We start from the raw sequence: 18,561 nt of genomic DNA, 5'->3' as shown, positions 1-18,561 counted from the left end.
AGCGGCAGGGGCAGGCGTACGGGCCGGGCAGGGCCGGCCGTACGACCGTAGCCCGAAGGGCGGACAGGCGGCGCGGACTGACGCGCCGTCTGTCCGCCTTTGTGCGGAGCCGGATGGCGGCCGTGTATCTTCCGGGCCGAGAGCCTTCGAAGGGACCAATCCGGTGAACAAGAAGCTTGCGGCCGCATTGTCGGGCGGTGCGGTACTGATGCTCGTCCTGTCCGGCTGCGGCGGGGACGACAGCGACAAGAAGGCCGACGCCTGGGCCAAGAAGGTCTGCGACCAGTGGGAGCCCGAGCTCAAGAAGGTCGAGGCGGCCAACGCCGAGATCAAGCGCGTGGCGACGGAGAGCAGCAAGCCCGAGGAGGTCCAGAAGACCGACTCGGCGGCGTTCGCGACGATGTCCGAGTCGTACAAGACGATGGGGACAGCGCTGCAGGGGGCGGGAGTTCCCCCGGTCAAGAACGGCCAGGCGACCCTGGACGCGGCGGTCAAGGGCTTCGAGGACACCTCCAAGGGCTACGCCGACCTGAAGGCCAAGATGGACGCCCTCGACGCCAAGGACCAGACGAAGTTCGCCGAGGGCCTCAAGGAGCTCGCGGGTGGCCTCCAGGAGGCCACGAAGGGCGGCAAGGACGCACTTGCCGAGCTCAACGCGGGCGGCCTGGACAAGGCCATGAACAACCAGAAGGGCTGCCAGGTGGCGCCGCCCTCGCCGTCGCCCAAGTAGCCCGGCGGGCCGGTGAGCTGACGACGGCCGGGGCGGCCGCGTTCCCAGGGGGCGCGGCCGCCCCGTCACGTCCGGCCCCGCCCGGCGTCCGCCCCGTCACGTCCCGGCCCCGCCCGGAGTCGGCCCCCGGCTTGAGGTCCCCCGCGCCGTCGGCCGCGCGGGGGCACGGATTGTCGGCCCCAACGGCCACAATGGTGGGGTGAGTACCACCAGCCTCCCCTCGCCCGACCACGCCGCCGAACTGCGCACCGCCCTGCTGGCCGCCGGCTTCACCGCCGACGGGCTGCTCGACCTGCTCGGCGCCCCCGCCTACGCCGCGCTCGCCCGCAGCGAGACGGTCCCCGCGCTGCGCGCCACCCGGAGCCGCGGCAACGGCCTCGCCAGCCTGGTCCGGCTGTTCCTGCTGCAGCAGCCGGAGCCGTACGTGCACGCCGCGGAGGTGCTGCCCGTGGAGGCGGCGCTGGCCGACGGCTGGCTGCGCCGGGAGGGCGACGAGGTGCACGCCACCGTCGACGTGCGCCCGTACGGCGGACCCGACGGCGAGGACTGGTTCATCGTCTCCGACCTCGGCTGCGCCGTCGGCGGGGCGGGCGGGATCGGCAGCCGCGAGGAGGGCGTGGTCCTGGGGGTCGGGGGCGCCTCCACCACGCTGGCCGGGATCACCGTGCGCGTCCCGGTGGGCTCCGCCCTCGACCTCGGGACCGGATCGGGCATCCAGGCGCTGCACGCGGCCCAGCACGCCACCCGGGTCACCGCCACCGACGTCAACCCCCGGGCCCTGGAGTTCACCCGGCTGACGCTGGCGCTGTCCGGCGCCCCGGAGCCCCAACTGCTCGCCGGGTCGCTCTTCGAGCCGGTCGGGGACGCCACGTACGACCTGATCGTGTCCAACCCGCCGTTCGTGATCTCACCCGGCGCCCGCCTCACGTACCGCGACGGCGGCATGGGCGGTGACGACCTGTGCCGGACCCTGGTCCAGGAGGCCGGCGCGCACCTCAACCCCGGCGGGTACGCGCAGTTCCTCGGTAACTGGCAGCACGTGGAGGGCGAGGACTGGCGCGACCGGGTCCGCGCCTGGGTGCCGCGCGGCTGCGACGCGTGGATCGTGCAGCGCGACGTACAGGACGTGACGCAGTACGCCGAGCTGTGGCTGCGGGACGCGGGCGACCACCGCACCGACCCCGCCGAATACGCGCGGCGGTACGAGGACTGGCTGGACGAGTTCGAGGCCCGCAAGACGAAGTCGGTCGGATTCGGGTGGATCACCCTGCGCCGGACGGACGCGGCCGAGCCGTCGATCGTGGTGGAGGAGTGGCCGCACTCGGTGGAGCAGCCGCTCGGCGAGACCGTCCTGGCCCACTTCGCCCGCCAGGACTACCTGCGCGAACACGATGACGCGGCGCTGCTGGAGGGCTATTTCCAGCTGGCCGTCGAGGTGGTGCAGGAGCAGGTCGGCGCGCCCGGCTCGGAGGATCCGGAGCACGTCGTGCTGCGGCAGAACCGCGGGATGCGGCGCGCGACCAAGGTCGACACGGTCGGGGCGGGCTTCGCCGGAGTGTGTGACGGCTCACTGACCGCGGGCCGGATCCTGGACGCGATCGCGCACCTGGTGCAGGAGGACCCGGTCGTCCTGCGCGACCGGACTCCGGAGGCGATCCGGATGCTGGTCGAGCAGGGTTTTCTGGAGCCGGTCGAGGGCCCCGCGCAGTAGCCGCAACCGGGATGTAACCCAGGGTTCGCCCGCCGTACCCGAAAGGCTGGAAGGCTCTCGCGCAGCGGGATTCGGGGGGATCCCGCGAGCGGCCCGGGGATGGGCAGAGCGGTAGGGAGCGCGGCCCTGCGATCTTCGCGGGCGCCGTGTTCCTGCTGTTCGGGGCCGCTCTGCCGGCCTGGACGGGGGCGCGCGCCCTGCGCGGCGCGCCGGTGGCCGAGGGCGTGCGCCCCGTCGTGGCCGTACCGCCGGCACTGCCCGCCGGCGGTACGTCGCCCGCCCTCGGGGCGTGGTCGCTCAGGGTCGCTCGCGAGGCTCTGAGGCGGGGGCCCGCCCGGTCCGGTCCGGCCTTGAAAGCCGGTGTGGAAGCCGGTGTGGAAGCCGGTGGCGGAGGGGGCCCGGGGGGCGGGGCCAGACGGCCCCGCGGACACTCGGCCCGGTGACCGGCAGGGGCCCGCCGAAGCATCCGGGCGGCAGAACCGGCACTTGTCGGGTTACCGTTCGAGTGGCCGTTGCGGGCTTGTGCCGTTTGACACGGGGGCGGGTTGTACCGTCACACTCCGCAGCGTCGCCGTACTGCGACCGAGTGCCGACCGGAGAGAAGAGCCAAGTTGTCCCCGACTAGCGAGACCGCAAAGGGCGGCCGCCGACTCGTCATCGTCGAGTCCCCTGCCAAGGCGAAGACGATCAAGGGCTACCTCGGCCCGGGTTACGTCGTCGAGGCGAGCGTCGGGCACATCCGCGACCTCCCGAACGGCGCGGCCGAGGTTCCCGACAAGTACACCGGCGAGGTCCGCCGTCTCGGCGTGGACGTCGAGCACGACTTCCAGCCGATCTACGTCGTCAACGCTGACAAGAAGGCCCAGGTCAGGAAGCTCAAGGAGCTGCTGGCCGAGTCCGACGAACTCTTCCTCGCCACCGATGAGGACCGCGAGGGCGAAGCCATCGCGTGGCACCTGCAGGAAGTCCTCAAGCCCAAGGTCCCCGTCCACCGGATGGTCTTCCACGAGATCACCAAGGACGCGATCCGCGACGCCGTCGCCAACCCGCGCGAGCTCAACCAGCGCATGGTCGACGCCCAGGAGACCCGCCGCATCCTCGACCGCCTCTACGGCTACGAGGTCTCGCCGGTCCTGTGGAAGAAGGTCATGCCGCGGCTGTCGGCCGGCCGCGTCCAGTCGGTGGCCACCCGCCTCGTCGTCGAGCGGGAGCGCGAGCGCATCGCCTTCCGCTCCGCCGAGTACTGGGACCTCACCGGAACCTTCGCCACCGGGCGCACCGGATGGGGGTCCCCCCGGCCGGAGGCTGGGGGAGCCTCCGACCCCTCGACGCTGGTCGCCCGCCTGAACACGGTGGACGGCAAGCGCGTCGCGCAGGGCCGCGACTTCGGCTCGAACGGGCAGCTCAAGAGCGAGGTGCTGCACCTCGACGAGGCCAATGCGCGGGCGCTCGCCGCCGCGCTGGCGGACACCTCGTTCGCCGTCCGCTCGGTCGAGTCCAAGCCGTACCGCCGCTCCCCGTACGCCCCGTTCCGTACGACCACGCTCCAGCAGGAGGCCTCGCGCAAGCTGGGCTTCGGTGCGAAGGCGACCATGCAGGTCGCGCAGAAGCTGTACGAGAACGGCTTCATCACGTACATGCGTACCGACTCCACGACGCTGTCGGACACCGCGGTGTCGGCGGCCCGGGCGCAGGTCACGCAGCTCTACGGGGCCGACTACCTGCCGGAGAAGCCGCGCGTCTACGCCGGCAAGGTCAAGAACGCCCAGGAGGCGCACGAGGCGATTCGTCCTTCGGGTGATCGTTTCCGCACCCCGGCGGAGACCGGCCTCACCGGCGATCAGTTCCGTCTCTACGAGCTCATCTGGAAGCGGACCGTCGCCTCCCAGATGAAGGACGCGGTCGGCAACAGCGTCACCGTGAAGATCGGCGGCCGGGCGGGCGACGGGCGGGACGCCGAGTTCACCGCCTCCGGCAAGACGATCACCTTCCACGGCTTCATGAAGGCCTACGTCGAGGGCGCGGACGACCCGAACGCCGAGCTCGACGACCGCGAGAAGCGCCTGCCGCAGGTCGCGGAGGGCGACGCGCTCGCCGCCGAGGAGATCACGGCGGACGGCCACTCGACCAAGCCGCCGGCCCGCTACACCGAGGCCTCGCTGGTCAAGGAGCTGGAAGAGCGCGAGATCGGCCGCCCGTCGACGTACGCGTCGATCATCGGCACGATCCTCGACCGCGGCTACGTCTTCAAGAAGGGCACGGCGCTCGTGCCGTCCTTCCTGTCGTTCGCCGTGGTGAACCTGCTGGAGACGCACTTCGGCCGGCTCGTCGACTACGACTTCACCGCGAAGATGGAGGACGACCTCGACCGCATCGCGCGGGGCGAGGCCCAGTCCGTGCCGTGGCTGAAGCGGTTCTACTTCGGCTCGGAGGACGCGACCGAGGTCGTGCCCGCCGACGGGGACCACCTCGGCGGTCTGAAGGAGCTGGTCACGGACCTGGGCGCGATCGACGCACGGGAGATCTCCTCCTTCCCGGTCGGCGAGGGCATCGTCCTGCGGGTCGGCCGCTACGGGCCGTACGTGGAGCGGGGCGAGAAGGACGCGGAGGGCCACCAGCGGGCCGACGTACCGGACGACATGGCTCCGGACGAGCTGACGGTCGCGTACGCGGAGGAGCTCTTCGCCAAGCCGAGCGGCGAGTTCGCGCTGGGCAAGGACCCGGTCAGCGGGAACGAGATCGTCGCGAAGGACGGCCGCTACGGCCCGTACGTGACCGAGATCCTTCCCGAGGGCACGCCGAAGACGGGCAAGAACGCGGTCAAGCCGCGGACGGCCTCGCTCTTCAAGTCGATGAGCCTGGACACGGTCACGCTGGACGACGCGCTGAAGCTGATGTCGCTGCCGCGCGTGGTCGGCGTGGACGCGGAGGGCGTGGAGATCACGGCCCAGAACGGCCGCTACGGCCCGTACCTGAAGAAGGGCACGGACTCGCGGTCGCTGGAGACCGAGGACCAGCTCTTCTCGATCACGCTGGACGAGGCGCTGGCGATCTACGCGCAGCCCAAGCAGCGGGGCCGGGCCGCGGCCAAGCCCCCGCTGAAGGAGCTGGGCACGGACCCGGTCAGCGAGAAGCCGGTGGTGGTCAAGGACGGCCGCTTCGGGCCGTACGTGACCGACGGCGAGACGAACGCGACGCTGCGGCGGGACGACGACGTCGAGACGATCACGCCGGAGCGGGGCTACGAGCTGCTCGCGGAGAAGCGGGCGAAGGGCCCGGCCAAGAAGACGGCGAAGAAGGCCCCGGCCAAGAAGGCCCCCGCGAAGAAGGCGACGGCGACGAAGACCGCTGCCGCGAAGAAGACGACGGCGGCGAAGAAGACGACCGCCAAGAAGACGGCGGCGAAGAAGACCGCGGCCAAGAAGGCGGACGAGTAGCCGCAGGCGGAACTGGTGGGGCTGGGTTGCGCGGAGCGCAATTCCAGCCCCACCGGCGTTTTTGAGGCGCGGGGGCCGGGGCGGAGCCCCGAAAGCCGGGCGCAGCCGGGGCCGGGGCCGCTTGTGCGGGGAGCGCCGGGAGAGGTGGGGCCGGGGTCACAGCGGACCTTGTCCACAGGCTTCCGCACCGGCCAAGCGCAGCGGATAGGCTGGGCGGATGACGCGAGCCGAGCAGCCAACGGTCGTGACCGCCCCCGCGAACCCCACCTACGACGAAGCCCTAGCCGCGGATTCCCGCGAGCGTGCGGTGCGCGCACTGCTGCGCACCCCCAGGCTGCGCCGGCTGTGGAGCGCCCAGCTCGTGAGCGGCATCGGCGATGCCCTCGCCCTGCTGGTGCTGGTGCTGCTGGCCCTCCAGGCGGCCGTCACCGAAGGAGCCTTCGGCGGCGGCTACCGGGGTGCGGCCCTCGCCGTGGCCGTCGTCTTCGGAGTCCGGATCCTCGCCACCCTGTTCTTCGGCGCGGTCCTGCTGGGCCCGCTCTCCGGACTGCTCGCCCCCGGCGGCAAGCTGGACCGCCGCTGGACCATGATCGGCGCCGACGGTTTCCGGCTCGGGCTCTTCGTCGTCGCCCCGCTGTGGCTCGACTGGATCCCGGCCCACGCGCTCACCGCGCTGCTGGCCACCGTCTTCGTCGCGGGCGCCGCGGAGCGGCTGTGGACCCTGGCCAAGGAGAGCGCCGCTCCCGCGCTGCTGCCGGTGCCGCCGCCCGAGGGGGCGACCGTACGGCCGCTGCCGGACCACCTGGACGCGCTGCGCCGGCTGACCCTGCGTACCGCCTTCGCGGCGCTCCCGATCGCCGCGGCCGCGCTGCTCGCCGCCACCCTCGTCGGCAAGGCCCTCGGGCTCGGCATCGACTGGTTCGCCGCGAACCAGGCCGCGCTGGGTTCGTACGTGGCCTCCGGACTCTTCGCGGCGTCCGTGTCGCTGCTGCTGCCGCTCGTGCTGCCCGGGGCGAAGACCCCGCGGCCGCGTTCGCCGCTGGAGGGACTGCGCGCCCCCAAGGCGGGCGACCGGCCCGACAAGGGCCGGACCGGCGCCATCCCGCTGCTGGTCCTGGCCGGAGCGGCGGTCGCCGGAGCGGTGTCCTGCGCCGTGTCCGTGGCCGTACTGCTGGCCTTCGACCTCGGCGGCGGCCCGGCCGCCTTCGCGCTGTTCGTCCTCGCGCTGGTCGGCGGCACCGCCGCCGGCATCCGCGCCACCCAGGCCGGCAAAGTGCTCCCCGCCCTGTCCCGGCGCCGGCTGCTGTCCCTCGCCATAGCGGTGGCGGGGCTCGCGCTGCTGCTGGCCGGGCTGATCCGGGACACGGCGACCGTGCTGTTCCTGTCGCTGCTCGCCGGCGCCGCCGCGGGAGTCGCCGCCAACTCCGGCCACACGCTGCTGGACCAGGAGACCGAGGAGTTCCGGCGGACGCGGGTCACCGAGCACCTGCACGCGGTCGTACGCGTGGCCGTGGCGCTCGGAGCCGTCCTCGCCCCGGTGCTGGCCGCGGTGATCGGGCCGCACCGGCTGGGCGGCGGCGATGTCGTCTTCGCCTACGGCGGCGCCGCCTTCACCCTGATGCTGGTCGGTGCGCTGCTGCTGCCCGTCGCGGCCGTGGTCCTGGCCAAGGCCGACGACCGCAGCGGCGTACCCCTGCGGCGGGACCTGCGCGAGGCGCTGCGCGGCGGGGAGCCGGTGCAGGCGCCGTCCGGCACCGGGTTCTTCATCGCCCTGGAGGGCGGCGACGGCGCCGGCAAGTCCACCCAGGTGGAGGCGCTCGCCGACTGGATACGGGGCAAGGGGCACGAGGTCGTCGTGACCCGCGAGCCCGGGGCCACGCCGGTCGGCAAGCGGCTGCGCTCCATCCTGCTCGACATCTCCTCGGCGGGGCTGTCGAACCGCGCCGAGGCCCTGCTGTACGCCGCCGACCGCGCCGAGCACGTGGACACGGTGGTGCGCCCGGCCCTGGAGCGCGGAGCGGTGGTCATCTCGGACCGCTACATCGACTCGTCCGTGGCCTACCAGGGCGCCGGCCGCGATCTCTCCCCGACCGAGATCGCCAGGATCTCGCGCTGGGCCACCGACGGGCTCGTCCCGAACCTGACCGTGCTGCTCGATGTGTCGCCGGAGGCGGCGCGCGAGCGGTTCACGGAGGCTCCGGACCGGCTGGAGTCGGAGCCGGCCGAGTTCCACCAGCGGGTGCGGGCCGGGTTCCTGACCCTGGCCGCGTCCGACCCCGGGCGCTACCTGGTGGTCGACGCGGGCCAGGACCCGGACTCGGTGACCACCGTCGTACGGCACCGGCTGGACCGGATGCTCCCGCTCTCCGAGGCCGAGGTGGCCGCGCAGGCGGAAGCCCGTCGGCTCGCCGAGGCGGAGGCCCGCCGCAAGGCGGAGGAAGAGGCCGCGCGCAAGGCGGAGGAAGCCCGGCTGAAGGCCGAGGAGGAGGCCCGCCTCGCCCGCGAGGCCGAGGCCGCCCGGATCAAGGCCGAGGCGGAGGCCGCCCGCAAGGCGGAGGAGGAGCGGATCCGTGCCGAGGAAGAGGCACGGGCCCGGGCCGAGGCCGAGCGGCTGCGTGCGGAGGCCGAGGAGAAGGCGCGGGCGGCCGAGGCCGAGCGGCTGCGCCGGCAGGCCGAGGAGGAGGCCCGGCTGCGGGCCGAGGCCGAAGAACGGCGGCTGGAGAAGCAGCGGCGGGCCGAGGAGGCCCTGCTGAAGGCCGAGGAAGCGCGCCGGCTGGCTGCGGCTGCGGCTGCCGAGGCGGCGGCCCGGGCGTCGGCTGCCGCAGCGGCTTCGGCGGCTGCGTCGGCACCGCCCGCTCCTGCCGAGCAGGCTCGTGCCGAGCAGGTTCCTGCTCCGGAAGCGGACGGTCCGCACCCGGACGACGCGGTGACGCTGGAGACGCCGGCGCTCAGGCGGGTCGTCCAGCCCGACGACATCACGCAGACCGTCCCCGTTCCGAAGGTGGACACGACGAAGCCTCCCGTGGGACCGGCCGACGAGACGGCGGTACTGCCTCCCGTGGGACCGGCCGACGAGACGGCGGTACTGCCTCCCGTGGGACCGGCCGACGAGACGGCCGTGCTGCCCCCCGTGGGACCGGCCGACGAGACGGCCGTGCTGCCCCCGGCACGCCCGCAGGCCGCGCGGCCCACGGCCCGGCGCTCCGAGGAGAACCCGGCCGACCGGGTGCCGCCGGGCATCTTCCGGGACTCCGGCAGCGGCGGCGTCAGCGGCGGCGCCTCCGGCGCGGACCGGACGCGTGAGCTCCCGGTGCTCGGCGAGGACGGCCGCCCGCGCCGGGCACGGTCGGACTGGGCCGAGGAGACCCCGCTGGACGATCTGCCGACGCTGGCGGACGAACTGCTGGGCCGCCGGGACGACGAGTACGGCGACGACGACGAGCGGGGCCCGCGCCGGCGGCGCTGACCGGGGCCGGACCGGATTGTCAGTGCCGCGCGCCACAATGGGTGCACGCAGAGTGAAGTGAAAGGTGGTGGGCGGGATGCCCGTATGGGACGACCTGGTGGGACAGGAGCGGGTCCAGAAGCAGCTCGCCGCCGCCGCCCGCGATGCCGATGCCCTGGTCACGGCGATCACGGACGGTACCGCGCCGCCCGTCGCTTCCAAGATGACCCACGCCTGGCTGTTCACCGGGCCGCCGGGCTCGGGGCGGTCCACCGCCGCCCGTGCCTTCGCGGCCGCCCTGCAGTGCACCAGCCCCGACCGCGCCCTCGGGGGCGAGCCGGGCTGCGGGTTCTGCGACGGCTGCCACACCACCGTGATCGGCACGCACGCCGATGTGGAGATCGTCCGCACCGATCTGCTGTCGATCGGTGTGAAGGAGACCCGCGACCTGGTGCGCCGCGCACAGCTCTCCCCGGCCGTGGGCCGCTGGCAGGTCATCGTCCTGGAGGACGCCGACCGGCTCACGGAGGGCGCGGGCAATGTGCTCCTCAAGGCCGTGGAGGAGCCCGCTCCGCGGACGGTGTGGCTGCTGTGCGCGCCCTCCCTGGAGGACGTGCTGCCGACGATCCGCTCCCGCTGCCGGCACCTGACCCTGCGCACCCCGCCCGTCGCCGCTGTGGCCGAGGTACTGGTCCGGCGTGACGGGATCGAGCCCGCCGTCGCCGCGGCCGCCGCCCGCGCGACCCAGGGGCACATCGGCCGGGCCCGCAGGCTGGCGACCGACGAGGCCGCTCGCTCCCGCCGTGCCACCGTGCTGAAGCTGCCGCTCCGCGTCGACGACGTGGGCGGCTGCCTCAAGGCCGCACAGGAGCTCGTCGACGCCGCCGCCGAGGACGCCAAGCAGGTCGCCGAGGAGGTCGACACCAAGGAGACCGAGGAGCTGAGGGCCGCGCTCGGTGCCCAGGCGGGCGCCGGCAGCCGCATGCCGCGCGGCACGGCGGGCGTCATGAAGGAGCTGGAGGACCGGCAGAAGCGCCGCCGCACCCGGACCCAGCGCGACAGCCTGGACCTGGCGCTGACCGATCTCACCGGCTTCTACCGGGACGTGCTGGCCCTGCAGCTCGGCTCGTCCGTGGCCATCGCCAACGAGGAGATACGGCCGGACCTCGACCGGATCGCCCGCGCCTCCGGTCCCGAGCGGACACTGCGCCGGATCGAGGCGATCATCGCCTGCCGGGAGGCCCTGGACCGCAATGTGGCCCCGCTGCTCGCGGTCGAGGCGATGACGATGTCCCTGCGCGCGGGCTGACCCGCCCCGGCGTCAACGTCCGGTTGACCGACTCACCCGTACGGGCGGACCCGTCACCGGGGCCCGGACGGCTCCCCGTCCGGGCCACGCCCGCGCCCCGCCCGCGCCCCACCCTGCACGGGCGCGGAAGGGGTTCCTCCGTCCGGCGCGGGGCCACGGCCTGGGTCCGGCCGGGAGGACGTAGGCTCCGGGGATGGACACCAGTCGCCTGCTGCGTACCACCGGGACCGTGATCGCAGCCGCCGGGCTGCTGCTCGCCGGCTGCACCTCCGGCGGGTCTGCGGGACCCCGGGCGGCCGCGTCCTCCACAGGGGGATCCGGTGCGCCGTCGCAGCGGCCGTCCCCCGATCCGGCCGCGCTGCGCCCGTACTACGAGCAGAAGCTGAGCTGGCGCGACTGCGGTGTCCCCGGGTTCCAGTGCTCCACCATGAAGGCCCCACTGGACTACGCGAAGGCCGGCTCCGGCCAGGACGTCGACATCGCGGTGTCCCGCCGCCAGGCCACCGGCCCGGGCAAGCGGCTCGGTTCCCTGGTGGTCAACCCGGGCGGCCCGGGCGGATCCGGCATCGGATACCTCCAGGCGTACGCGGGGATCGGCTATCCCGCGCCCGTCCGGGCGCGGTACGACATGGTCTCCTTCGACCCGCGCGGGGTGGACCGCAGCAGCCCCGTCGAGTGCCTGACCGGCCCGGCGATGGACAAGTACACACAGGTGGACCAGACCCCCGACGACGCCGCCGAGCAGGCGCTGCTGGTAGCGGCCTTCAAGGAGTTCGCCGCCGGCTGCCAGGCGCGCTCGCAGCGCATCCTGCCGCACGTGTCCACCGTGGACGCCGCCCGCGACATGGACCTGCTGCGCGCGGTGCTCGGCGACGAGAAGCTCACGTACGTCGGCGCCTCGTACGGCACCTTCCTGGGGGCGACGTACGCGGACCTCTTCCCCGGCCGGGTCGGGCGGCTGGTGCTGGACGGCGCGATGGACCCCGCCCGTCCGGCGGTCGACCTCAACCGGGACCAGACGGAGGGCTTCGAACGGGCCTTCACCGCCTTCGCGAAGGACTGCGCGAAGCAGACCGACTGCCCGCTCGGCAAGGGCGGGCCGGACGCGGTGGCGGCGCGCCTGAAGGAGTTCTTCCGCAAGCTCGACGCCCAGCCGGTGCCCACGGGCGAACCGGCCCGCCCCCTGGGTGAGGCCCTCGCCACGACGGGCGTGATCGAGGCGCTGTACGACGAGGGGGCCTGGCCGCAGCTGCGCGAGGCGCTCACGGCGGCGATGGACGGCGACGGGGCGTCCCTGCTGAGCCTGGCCGACAGCTACTACCAGCGCGAACCGGACGGCAAGTACCCCAACCTGATGTTCGCGAACGCCGCCGTCAACTGCCTCGACCAGGCCCCCGCCTTCGCCGGCCCGGAGGCGGTCGCCTCGGCCCTGCCGTCCTTCCAGAAGGCCTCCCCGGTCTTCGGAGAGGGCTTCGCCTGGGCCTCGCTGAACTGCGCGTACTGGCCGGTGAAGGCCACGGGCACCTCGAAGCCGCTGACCGCGAAGGGCGCCGCGCCGATCCTGGTCGTCGGCACCACCCGCGACCCCGCGACCCCGTACAAGTGGGCCCAGGCCCTGGCGGACCAGCTCGAGTCGGGCACCCTCCTCACGTACGACGGCGACGGCCACACGGCGTACGGGCGCGGCAGCGACTGCATCGACACCTCGATCAACCAGTACCTCCTCGAGGGCAGGACCCCGGCGGACGGCAAGAAGTGCTGAGTCGGCCCGCCCCAGGGCCTCAGGACCGGCAGATTCATCCCGATATGTGACGTACGTCCCACCGCCGCAAACCTGGTTCAGGGCACCCGCCGAAACCCTGTAGACTTGGCGCCGCTGCTGATGAGAGCACCTCTTCGAGGGAATACTTGTCTGACCAGCGGTGCCGCCTTAGCTCAGTTGGCCAGAGCAACGCACTCGTAATGCGTAGGTCTCGGGTTCGAATCCCGAAGGCGGCTCTGTAGAAGCCCCAGGACTCACTCGCCGTGACCTGGGGCTTTTGCTATTTCCGGCAGCGGACGTCCCTGTTCGCCAGGGCCAGGCACGCCCAGCGGGCGAGCCCGCCGACGACGAGGGACACGATGATGGCGCCCCAGTCGATCACGTGGGGGAGACCGGGGAAGAACGCGAAGAAGGCGAAGGACGCGGCGAGGCCGGTGAGGAAGGCGACGATGCCGGCACGTCGGCGTCTGGCTTCCGAGGCGGGGTCTGCGGGAGGAGTGGGCTGGGGGCTCATGTGCGGCTCACTTCGTGATGTGGTGGCACTGGCTGACCCGGCGCACGCCGTTGATGTTGAGGTGGGCGCAGGCCTTGCCGTATCGGGGGAGCTTCTGGGGTGCGTTGTTGCGCATCGGATTGATCTTGCATTCGGTGTGGGTCTTGCCGCGGGAGGTGCGGTACGTCTTGTTGCCGGTGTCCGCGTAGGTGAAGTCGATGCGCCAGTTGCAGAAACCGGCGTTGAGGGCGCCGACGAATCCGCAGTCCACGCCGGCGTTCTGGTACGTGATGTTCTTGTCCTCGCCGCGGATGATGTGGGTGAACATGCAGCCTGTGGGAACCTTCATCGTGACGCCTCCGACCTGGTAGTCGAAGGTGGCCACGGGCGTCGAGCCGATGGCGCTGGCGTGCGCGTCGGCGGGAGGTAACGCGGCCAGCGCGGCCGTAGTGGCGAGAGCGGCAATGACCCGGGCTGTGAATGGTCGACCCATCTGAGTTCCCTTCTGGCGGAGTGTCTGCGCAGATCGGAACTCCTATGACCGGCTTTGGGATTCTGCCCCGAAATGCATATCACTGCGAAGAGTGATCAGCGGATGGGCATGCTGACTGTCTGTGACGTCGAAGACCGACTGTGAGCGCGTGTTCGGCATCAGCTCATCGGACCGGCCGAACCAGCCGTTCTGGAGCGTCTCGATCCAGTGTTGAGGTACTCGTCGAACTCGGCGCCGACTCCCGTGCTGCGCGCGGACTTGTGGTGTCAGGCGTCGAACTCGCCGCGCCAGGCGAAGTCGAGGAGGGCTTCGGGGAGGTAGTCGGTCTGGACCTCGACCGGGAGGCCGTTGGCCTTCGCCAGGCAGGCGATCGCCAGCGGGCCGAGGGCCACGATGCCGAGGATGTTCTGCTGCCGGTCCTCGTTGGCGGTCCAGTACTCCTTGTGCCAGCGGACGGCGTCGGCCAGGGCTTCGTTGAAGCCGGCGGCGTCGTTGCGCAGGTAGCGGTAGAGCATCATGATCGGCGGGTAGCGGAGGTTGGCCATTTCCTCAGGGTCGATGACGCGGGCCTGCTCGGGAGCGCTCAGGTCCACGGCCTGCACCAGGTGTGTGCGCAGGTCGTCACGGCGGAGCCAGAAGCTCTGGAGGGTCTCCACCCAGGCATAGGTGTACTCGTCCAGTGCGCCGCCGAAGTCGCGCAGCAGGGACACCGGGATCTGGGCCAGCATGTCGAGGCGGGCTGCCTCACGGCAGATGATCGCGAGGTAGAAGGCGTTGAGCCAGGTGTTCGCGTTGAGGTAGGTCTGCGGGCCGGTGGTGGCGAGGTGGCGTTCCTCTTGGCGGATCTTGCAGGTGATCGTTTCCTGGTCGGGTGCGGTGGCGGCGAAGACGGCCGAGTGCACCTGCATGGCCAGCAGCCAGGACTCCCAGGTCTCCAGCATGACGGCACCGGGGTCCCCGACACAGCGGACCAGGGCGACGTTCAGCGACCTCATGACCGCACCGGACCTGGAGTTGTGCGAGGTCTCGATCTCCTCCAGCGAATAGGACAGCGAATCCTCCATGCCGGGGACCACTCCCGCCATCTCGTCCTTCGGATAGTCCTGGCGCGGCACGATCACGGACGCTGTCTCCTTTGTCAGATCTTGAAGAATTCGAGGACGGCCCCAGCGTACTTACTGCCGCCGTCCCTGGCCTTCACCATGGCGTACTCCAGGTTCTTGCCGTCCAGGGCCCTCGTGAGCTCATCGGCAAGCTCCCGGTTCGTCCACACTCTGCCCGAGCCGTCGGTCACCTTCAGATTCGGCCGGAGTTCCATCTCGGCGATGATGGTCCGCAGGTACGGCTCGGTGCCCTGCTTCACCATGAAGCCCTCGGCCGGACCGACGCCCTTGCGCCAGAGGAGGCCGGAAGAGGGCGCCTTCGCCTCGATGATCATCAGCTTGCCGTCCGGGCGGCGGTACAGCTGGTCGAACATGTTGGCACCGTTGGGCGTCTTCGGCAGAGGCTGCTCCACCGAGCCGGGGAACCGCTCCGGGACCACGTGCAGCCGTGCCGCGTCCTCGCCCAGGCGTTCCGAGAACGAGGTGTTGTTGGAGGTGTTCTCGCCCCACCGCGGGGTCATGCGCGTGTCGAAACGCTCCTGGGCTTTCGCCAGGTCGTCCAGCGTCTCGGCGGTGGGCGAGGCCTTGTGCGCGCGCTCGGCGTTGGCCAGTTCCACGGAGGCCTTGCGGTCCCTGGCGACGTCGTCGAGGTGGTCGATGGCGGGATGGGACTCGTCGCGGAGGAACGCATCGCGGCCGAACTTGGTCTCGGAGCCGGCGGACGGAAGGCTGTTCTTGGAGATCCAGGACCCGTCGCTGTCCTTCGCCAGAATGGGCAGCTCGACGTCGTCGATCGTGGTGTGGATGCTGAGGCGGTGCCCGTCCGACCGGTAGTACTGGTTGAACCAGGTCTTGTCGGGATCGTTCGCCTTCGCCACGAACTCGTCCTGCTTGGCCTTGACCTGTTCGGGCGTCAGCGGGTGCCCGGAACCGGACGGCGTCGGCTGACCACCCTGACCGCCCGCCGGAGTCGTTCCGTCGCCCGCCCGGGCCGCGTCGTCACCGAGGCCCGGGAGGTTGTCGAAGCTGCCGGGGCCGCGGCCGCCCAGGGGGTCGTGGGTGCCTCCTGTGCCCGGGGTGTCCGGGTGGGTGCCGCCTCCGCCGGGGCCGTCCGGGCGGGAGCCGCCTCCGGTCGGGGTGTCGGTGCCGTGGGTGACCGGGGTGTCCGGGCGGGGGGTGGCGCCCGGGTTGTTCAGGTCGTTGCGGGGCATGTTGTCCGGGGCGTGGCCGCCCGGTGTGTTGTCGAAGCCGCGCGGGCCGTTGTCCATCGCGTGGACCGGGTCGGAGATGTTGGAGCCGCCGCGGCCGCCGACACCCGCCAGTTCGCGTTCCGGGACCCTGGCCGGGACCGGGGAGTCCGTCTTCGGGGCGTCGACCCGCGGGGTGTTGTCCGGGGCGTGGCCGCCGGGGGTGTTGTCGTTGCCGCGCGGGCCGGGCGGGCCGTCGGGGACAGCGTGGACCGGGCCCGAGTGGTCGGAGCCGAGGCGGATGGGGTCATCGCCGCCGCGGCCGCCGACGCCGGCCAGTTCGCGTTCCGGGACCTTGACCGTGGCCGGGGAGTCCGTCTTCGGGGCGTCGGCCCGCGGGACGTCGGCGTCCGCGTCCGGCTTGCCCGTCGGGGCGTCCTTCGCGTGCTGGGTGATCGCGCCGTTCGCGTCGTAGATGTTGCCCTTGGGGTCCATGAACTGCGACGGGCCGTCCACGGGCAGCTTGACCGTGCCCGGCGGCAGGGCGGCGGTGCCCTCGGGGAGTTTGATGGTGTCGTTGGGGAGTTTGATCGCCCCCTCCGGGACCGCGGCGCCCTTGGGGAGCTGGATCGCGCCGTCGGGGAGGTGGATGGCGCCCTCGGGCAGCGATACCGCGCCGTCCACGTCGATCTTCGGTATCTCGATGTGGCCCATGCCCTTCAGGCCGGCCATGACATCGCCGATCTTGGAGATGCCGGCGCCCGCGCCCTTGAACATGTACGTCATCGGGTCGATGGCCCGGCCGGCCTTGCCCGCGAAGGACAGGGCCTTGGCGACCGCGCCCGCCTTGCCCGCGCCCGCGACCGCGCCGCCCGCACCGCCGGTGAACACCGTGGTCAGGACGTTGAAGGTGACCGCGCCGGCCGCGCGGGAGGGGTTGGAGCCCCACTGGTCCCACGCAAGGAGGGCCTTGCCCGTCTCCTTCATCGCGGTGCGGGAGTCGCGAAGCCAGGAGGGGAGTTTGTCGTCGGGGGCGGCGAGGAAGAGCGGGCCGGCGCCGGGGATCGTCATGATGGCGAGGCCGGTGCCGAGCTTGGCCAGGCCCGTCCAGGACTGCTTGAACACGTCCCAGCCCTGGAGGCCGACGAGACCGCCGAGGCCCTTGAGGGTGCCCCAGACGCCGTCGACGATGACGCCCTTGCCGAACTCCCAGGCGTGCTCCCACACCTGCCACGCGGGGATCGACTCCTCGACCGCGTCGCCCCAGGGGAGGGACTTGGACTGCTTCATCGCCTCGGCGTCGTAGCCGTACATGTCCTTGGCGTTGGAGCCGTCGTTGACCCGCAGCGGCTTGCCGCCGACCAGGGCGACGATCTTCGCGTGGGCGGCCCGTTCCACTTCCTGGAACTCGGCCCAGACCTCGGCGATCTTGTTGCGGCGCTCGAGGTTCTCGTCGATCAGATCGCCGTCTTCACGCCACTTGTCGTCTTTGTCGGTCTTCTCTCGGAAGGACTGGGCTTCCGCCTTGAGGCTCTCGAGCTTCTTGATGACGGGGGCGGCGTCGCGGGAGTACGTGCCCAGGGCGCCGGCGATCGTGCACATGTCGGAGCTGAGCTTCAGGCCCAGGTCGGAGACGGGCTTGGTCGTCGCGAACAGCTGGTCGGCCTCGGGGGCCTGGTAGAACGCCTGGATGCCGCCGAAGCTGGTGTGGACGTCGCTCGCCTTCGTCGAGACCGCGGCCCCGCCCGACGAGATCGCCTTCACCTTCTCGTCCAGTACCGCCAGGTCTCCGGTGAAGACCGGCACCTCGGCCGGGTCGACCGGCGCGTTCCCGCTCACTTCTTGCCCCCCGGCTTGTCACGCAGTACGTCAAGGTTCACGGCGCGGGCCGCGTCCTGGGCGGCCTTGGCCTGGTCGAGGTCGCCTTCCAGGTATTCGTTCGTGGCCTTCACCGCGCCGAGGATGCACGCCTCGATCCGCTCGGCCATCGATTTGAACTCCGGCTTACGGGCGGTCAGGTACTCGCCCAGCGCGGCCGCGACCGGGCCCATCGCCTTCTGGGTGAGGTGGGGCCGCCCGGCCGGTACGGGGCCGGCGATCTTCGTCTCCGCCGCCGAGCCGGGTACGGCCGTCCCCGCAGCCTGCGCCGCTTCCGACATCGCTGTCAGCAGGGCGTTCAGAGCCTTCTCCAGTTCGCCGGCGTTCGTGCCGACCGTCTTCAACTGGCCCTGCACGCCCTGCGGCTTAATGTCCCACGACGTCATCGACTACCCCCCGTACCACCAGCCCACTGTCCTGCTTCATGCCCGGCTCGTTCAGCCGATGTTGTCGACGGCCGCCTTCGCCCGCTGGAGCGTCTGGCGCGCCGTCGCGTCGTTCTTCTCCAGCGTCGTGTTCAGCAGCTGGATGATGTTCTTGACCTCCTGCGACGCGTTCTTCCACCGCAGCTCCTTGGCGTGGTAGTCATCCGCCACACCATCCGCCGCGAAATCCGTCATCGCCGCCGCGACCTGCGCCTCACGCGCCGCGATCACCTGCTCCAGCTGGCCGATCACGGCCTTGATGCCGCCCTGCACCTCCGTCGAGGCACCCACGTCGTACGCACGACGGTCCGTCCCACCTGCCATCACAACCACACTCCCCGTGAACGAAAAAAATGAAGCGGAAGAGGACCTGGCGGTCTAGCGGCCGCGGAAGCGGGCCGCGTCGAAGTTCGCCGAGCCCTGCGTCTGCCGCGCGTTCTCGCCCTGCTCCTGGTCACCGGACCCGAACGCCTGCTCCATCCCCGACTGACCGCCGAGGATCGCCGCCAGCGAAGCGTTCAGCTCCTTCGCGATCCCGTCCGCACGCAGCTTGAACGAATCGAACGCGACCTTGCCCTGCCCCTGGAA

The 18,561-nt window shown here is 71.9% G+C and carries 12 protein-coding genes, 1 tRNA gene and 1 pseudogene; 7 read left to right on the top strand and 7 right to left on the bottom strand.

From position 1 onward, the window contains the following. Positions 1–163 precede the first annotated feature (163 nt). From ACZ6I1_RS30025 to ACZ6I1_RS29995, 7 genes are all read left to right on the top strand, one after another. The gene (locus ACZ6I1_RS30025) at positions 164–730 is read left to right on the top strand and encodes a small secreted protein (RefSeq protein ID WP_469292042.1); all 567 of its coding nucleotides are present in this window, start codon (positions 164–166) and stop codon (positions 728–730) included. 199 nt (positions 731–929) lie between these two features. Then, positions 930–2,441 (top strand): DUF7059 domain-containing protein, encoded by a 1,512-nt coding sequence (locus ACZ6I1_RS30020; protein WP_469292041.1) that lies wholly within the window; start codon positions 930–932, stop codon positions 2,439–2,441. 611 nt (positions 2,442–3,052) lie between these two features. Next, the gene (gene topA / locus ACZ6I1_RS30015) at positions 3,053–5,878 is read left to right on the top strand and encodes a type I DNA topoisomerase (RefSeq protein ID WP_469292040.1); all 2,826 of its coding nucleotides are present in this window, start codon (positions 3,053–3,055) and stop codon (positions 5,876–5,878) included. Between the two features lie 217 nt (positions 5,879–6,095). Beyond that, a complete protein-coding gene (gene tmk, locus ACZ6I1_RS30010; RefSeq protein WP_469292039.1) occupies positions 6,096–9,344 on the top strand; it encodes a dTMP kinase in 3,249 nt (1,082 codons plus the stop codon). 76 nt (positions 9,345–9,420) lie between these two features. Beyond that, complete coding sequence (locus ACZ6I1_RS30005; RefSeq protein WP_469292038.1) at positions 9,421–10,632, top strand: DNA polymerase III subunit delta'; 1,212 nt, start codon at positions 9,421–9,423, stop codon at positions 10,630–10,632. 193 nt (positions 10,633–10,825) lie between these two features. Next, positions 10,826–12,394 (top strand): alpha/beta hydrolase, encoded by a 1,569-nt coding sequence (locus tag ACZ6I1_RS30000; protein WP_469292037.1) that lies wholly within the window; start codon positions 10,826–10,828, stop codon positions 12,392–12,394. 162 nt (positions 12,395–12,556) lie between these two features. Further along, positions 12,557–12,630, top strand: a tRNA-Thr gene (locus ACZ6I1_RS29995). Positions 12,631–12,674: 44 nt separating this feature from the next. Here ACZ6I1_RS29995 and ACZ6I1_RS29990 read toward each other — a convergent pair. From ACZ6I1_RS29990 to ACZ6I1_RS29960, 7 genes and pseudogenes are all read right to left on the bottom strand, one after another. Beyond that, the gene (locus tag ACZ6I1_RS29990) at positions 12,675–12,908 is read right to left on the bottom strand and encodes a hypothetical protein (RefSeq protein WP_469292036.1); all 234 of its coding nucleotides are present in this window, start codon (positions 12,906–12,908) and stop codon (positions 12,675–12,677) included. 7 nt (positions 12,909–12,915) lie between these two features. After that, on the bottom strand, positions 12,916–13,380 hold the full coding sequence (locus tag ACZ6I1_RS29985) for a hypothetical protein (protein WP_469292035.1): 465 nt from the start codon (positions 13,378–13,380) through the stop codon (positions 12,916–12,918). Between the two features lie 266 nt (positions 13,381–13,646). Further along, positions 13,647–14,501: an immunity 49 family protein gene (locus ACZ6I1_RS29980; RefSeq protein WP_469292034.1), complete on the bottom strand. Its 855-nt coding sequence runs from the start codon at positions 14,499–14,501 to the stop codon at positions 13,647–13,649. 17 nt (positions 14,502–14,518) lie between these two features. Further along, positions 14,519–17,509 carry a hypothetical protein gene (locus ACZ6I1_RS29975; protein ID WP_469292033.1) on the bottom strand — a complete coding sequence of 997 codons (2,991 nt, stop codon included), beginning with the start codon at positions 17,507–17,509 and terminating at the stop codon, positions 14,519–14,521. Continuing rightward, complete coding sequence (locus ACZ6I1_RS29970) at positions 17,506–17,934, bottom strand: DUF6507 family protein (protein ID WP_469292032.1); 429 nt, start codon at positions 17,932–17,934, stop codon at positions 17,506–17,508. The genes ACZ6I1_RS29975 and ACZ6I1_RS29970 overlap by 4 nt, the downstream gene beginning before the upstream one ends. Positions 17,935–17,985: 51 nt before the next feature. Then, positions 17,986–18,297 (bottom strand): pore-forming ESAT-6 family protein, encoded by a 312-nt coding sequence (locus tag ACZ6I1_RS29965; RefSeq protein WP_446594877.1) that lies wholly within the window; start codon positions 18,295–18,297, stop codon positions 17,986–17,988. A gap of 54 nt (positions 18,298–18,351) precedes the next feature. Continuing rightward, a pseudogene (locus ACZ6I1_RS29960) lies at positions 18,352–18,561 on the bottom strand (hypothetical protein); the annotation flags it as partial.

This window comes from Streptomyces sp. NPDC046303 (assembly GCF_055588085.1).
This window is presented reverse-complemented; position numbering and strand designations above follow the sequence as displayed.

What these genes read in the sequence shown, in the direction of transcription:
- tmk (WP_469292039.1), top strand. Translation starts at nt 6,096, where the DNA reads ATGACGCGAGCCGAGCAGCCAACGGTCGTGACCGCCCCCGCGAACCCC.
- ACZ6I1_RS30005 (WP_469292038.1), top strand. Translation starts at nt 9,421, where the DNA reads ATGCCCGTATGGGACGACCTGGTGGGACAGGAGCGGGTCCAGAAGCAG.
- ACZ6I1_RS30000 (WP_469292037.1), top strand. Translation starts at nt 10,826, where the DNA reads ATGGACACCAGTCGCCTGCTGCGTACCACCGGGACCGTGATCGCAGCC.
- ACZ6I1_RS29990 (WP_469292036.1), bottom strand. Translation starts at nt 12,908, where the DNA reads ATGAGCCCCCAGCCCACTCCTCCCGCAGACCCCGCCTCGGAAGCCAGA.
- ACZ6I1_RS29985 (WP_469292035.1), bottom strand. Translation starts at nt 13,380, where the DNA reads ATGGGTCGACCATTCACAGCCCGGGTCATTGCCGCTCTCGCCACTACG.
- ACZ6I1_RS29970 (WP_469292032.1), bottom strand. Translation starts at nt 17,934, where the DNA reads ATGACGTCGTGGGACATTAAGCCGCAGGGCGTGCAGGGCCAGTTGAAG.
- ACZ6I1_RS29965 (WP_446594877.1), bottom strand. Translation starts at nt 18,297, where the DNA reads ATGGCAGGTGGGACGGACCGTCGTGCGTACGACGTGGGTGCCTCGACG.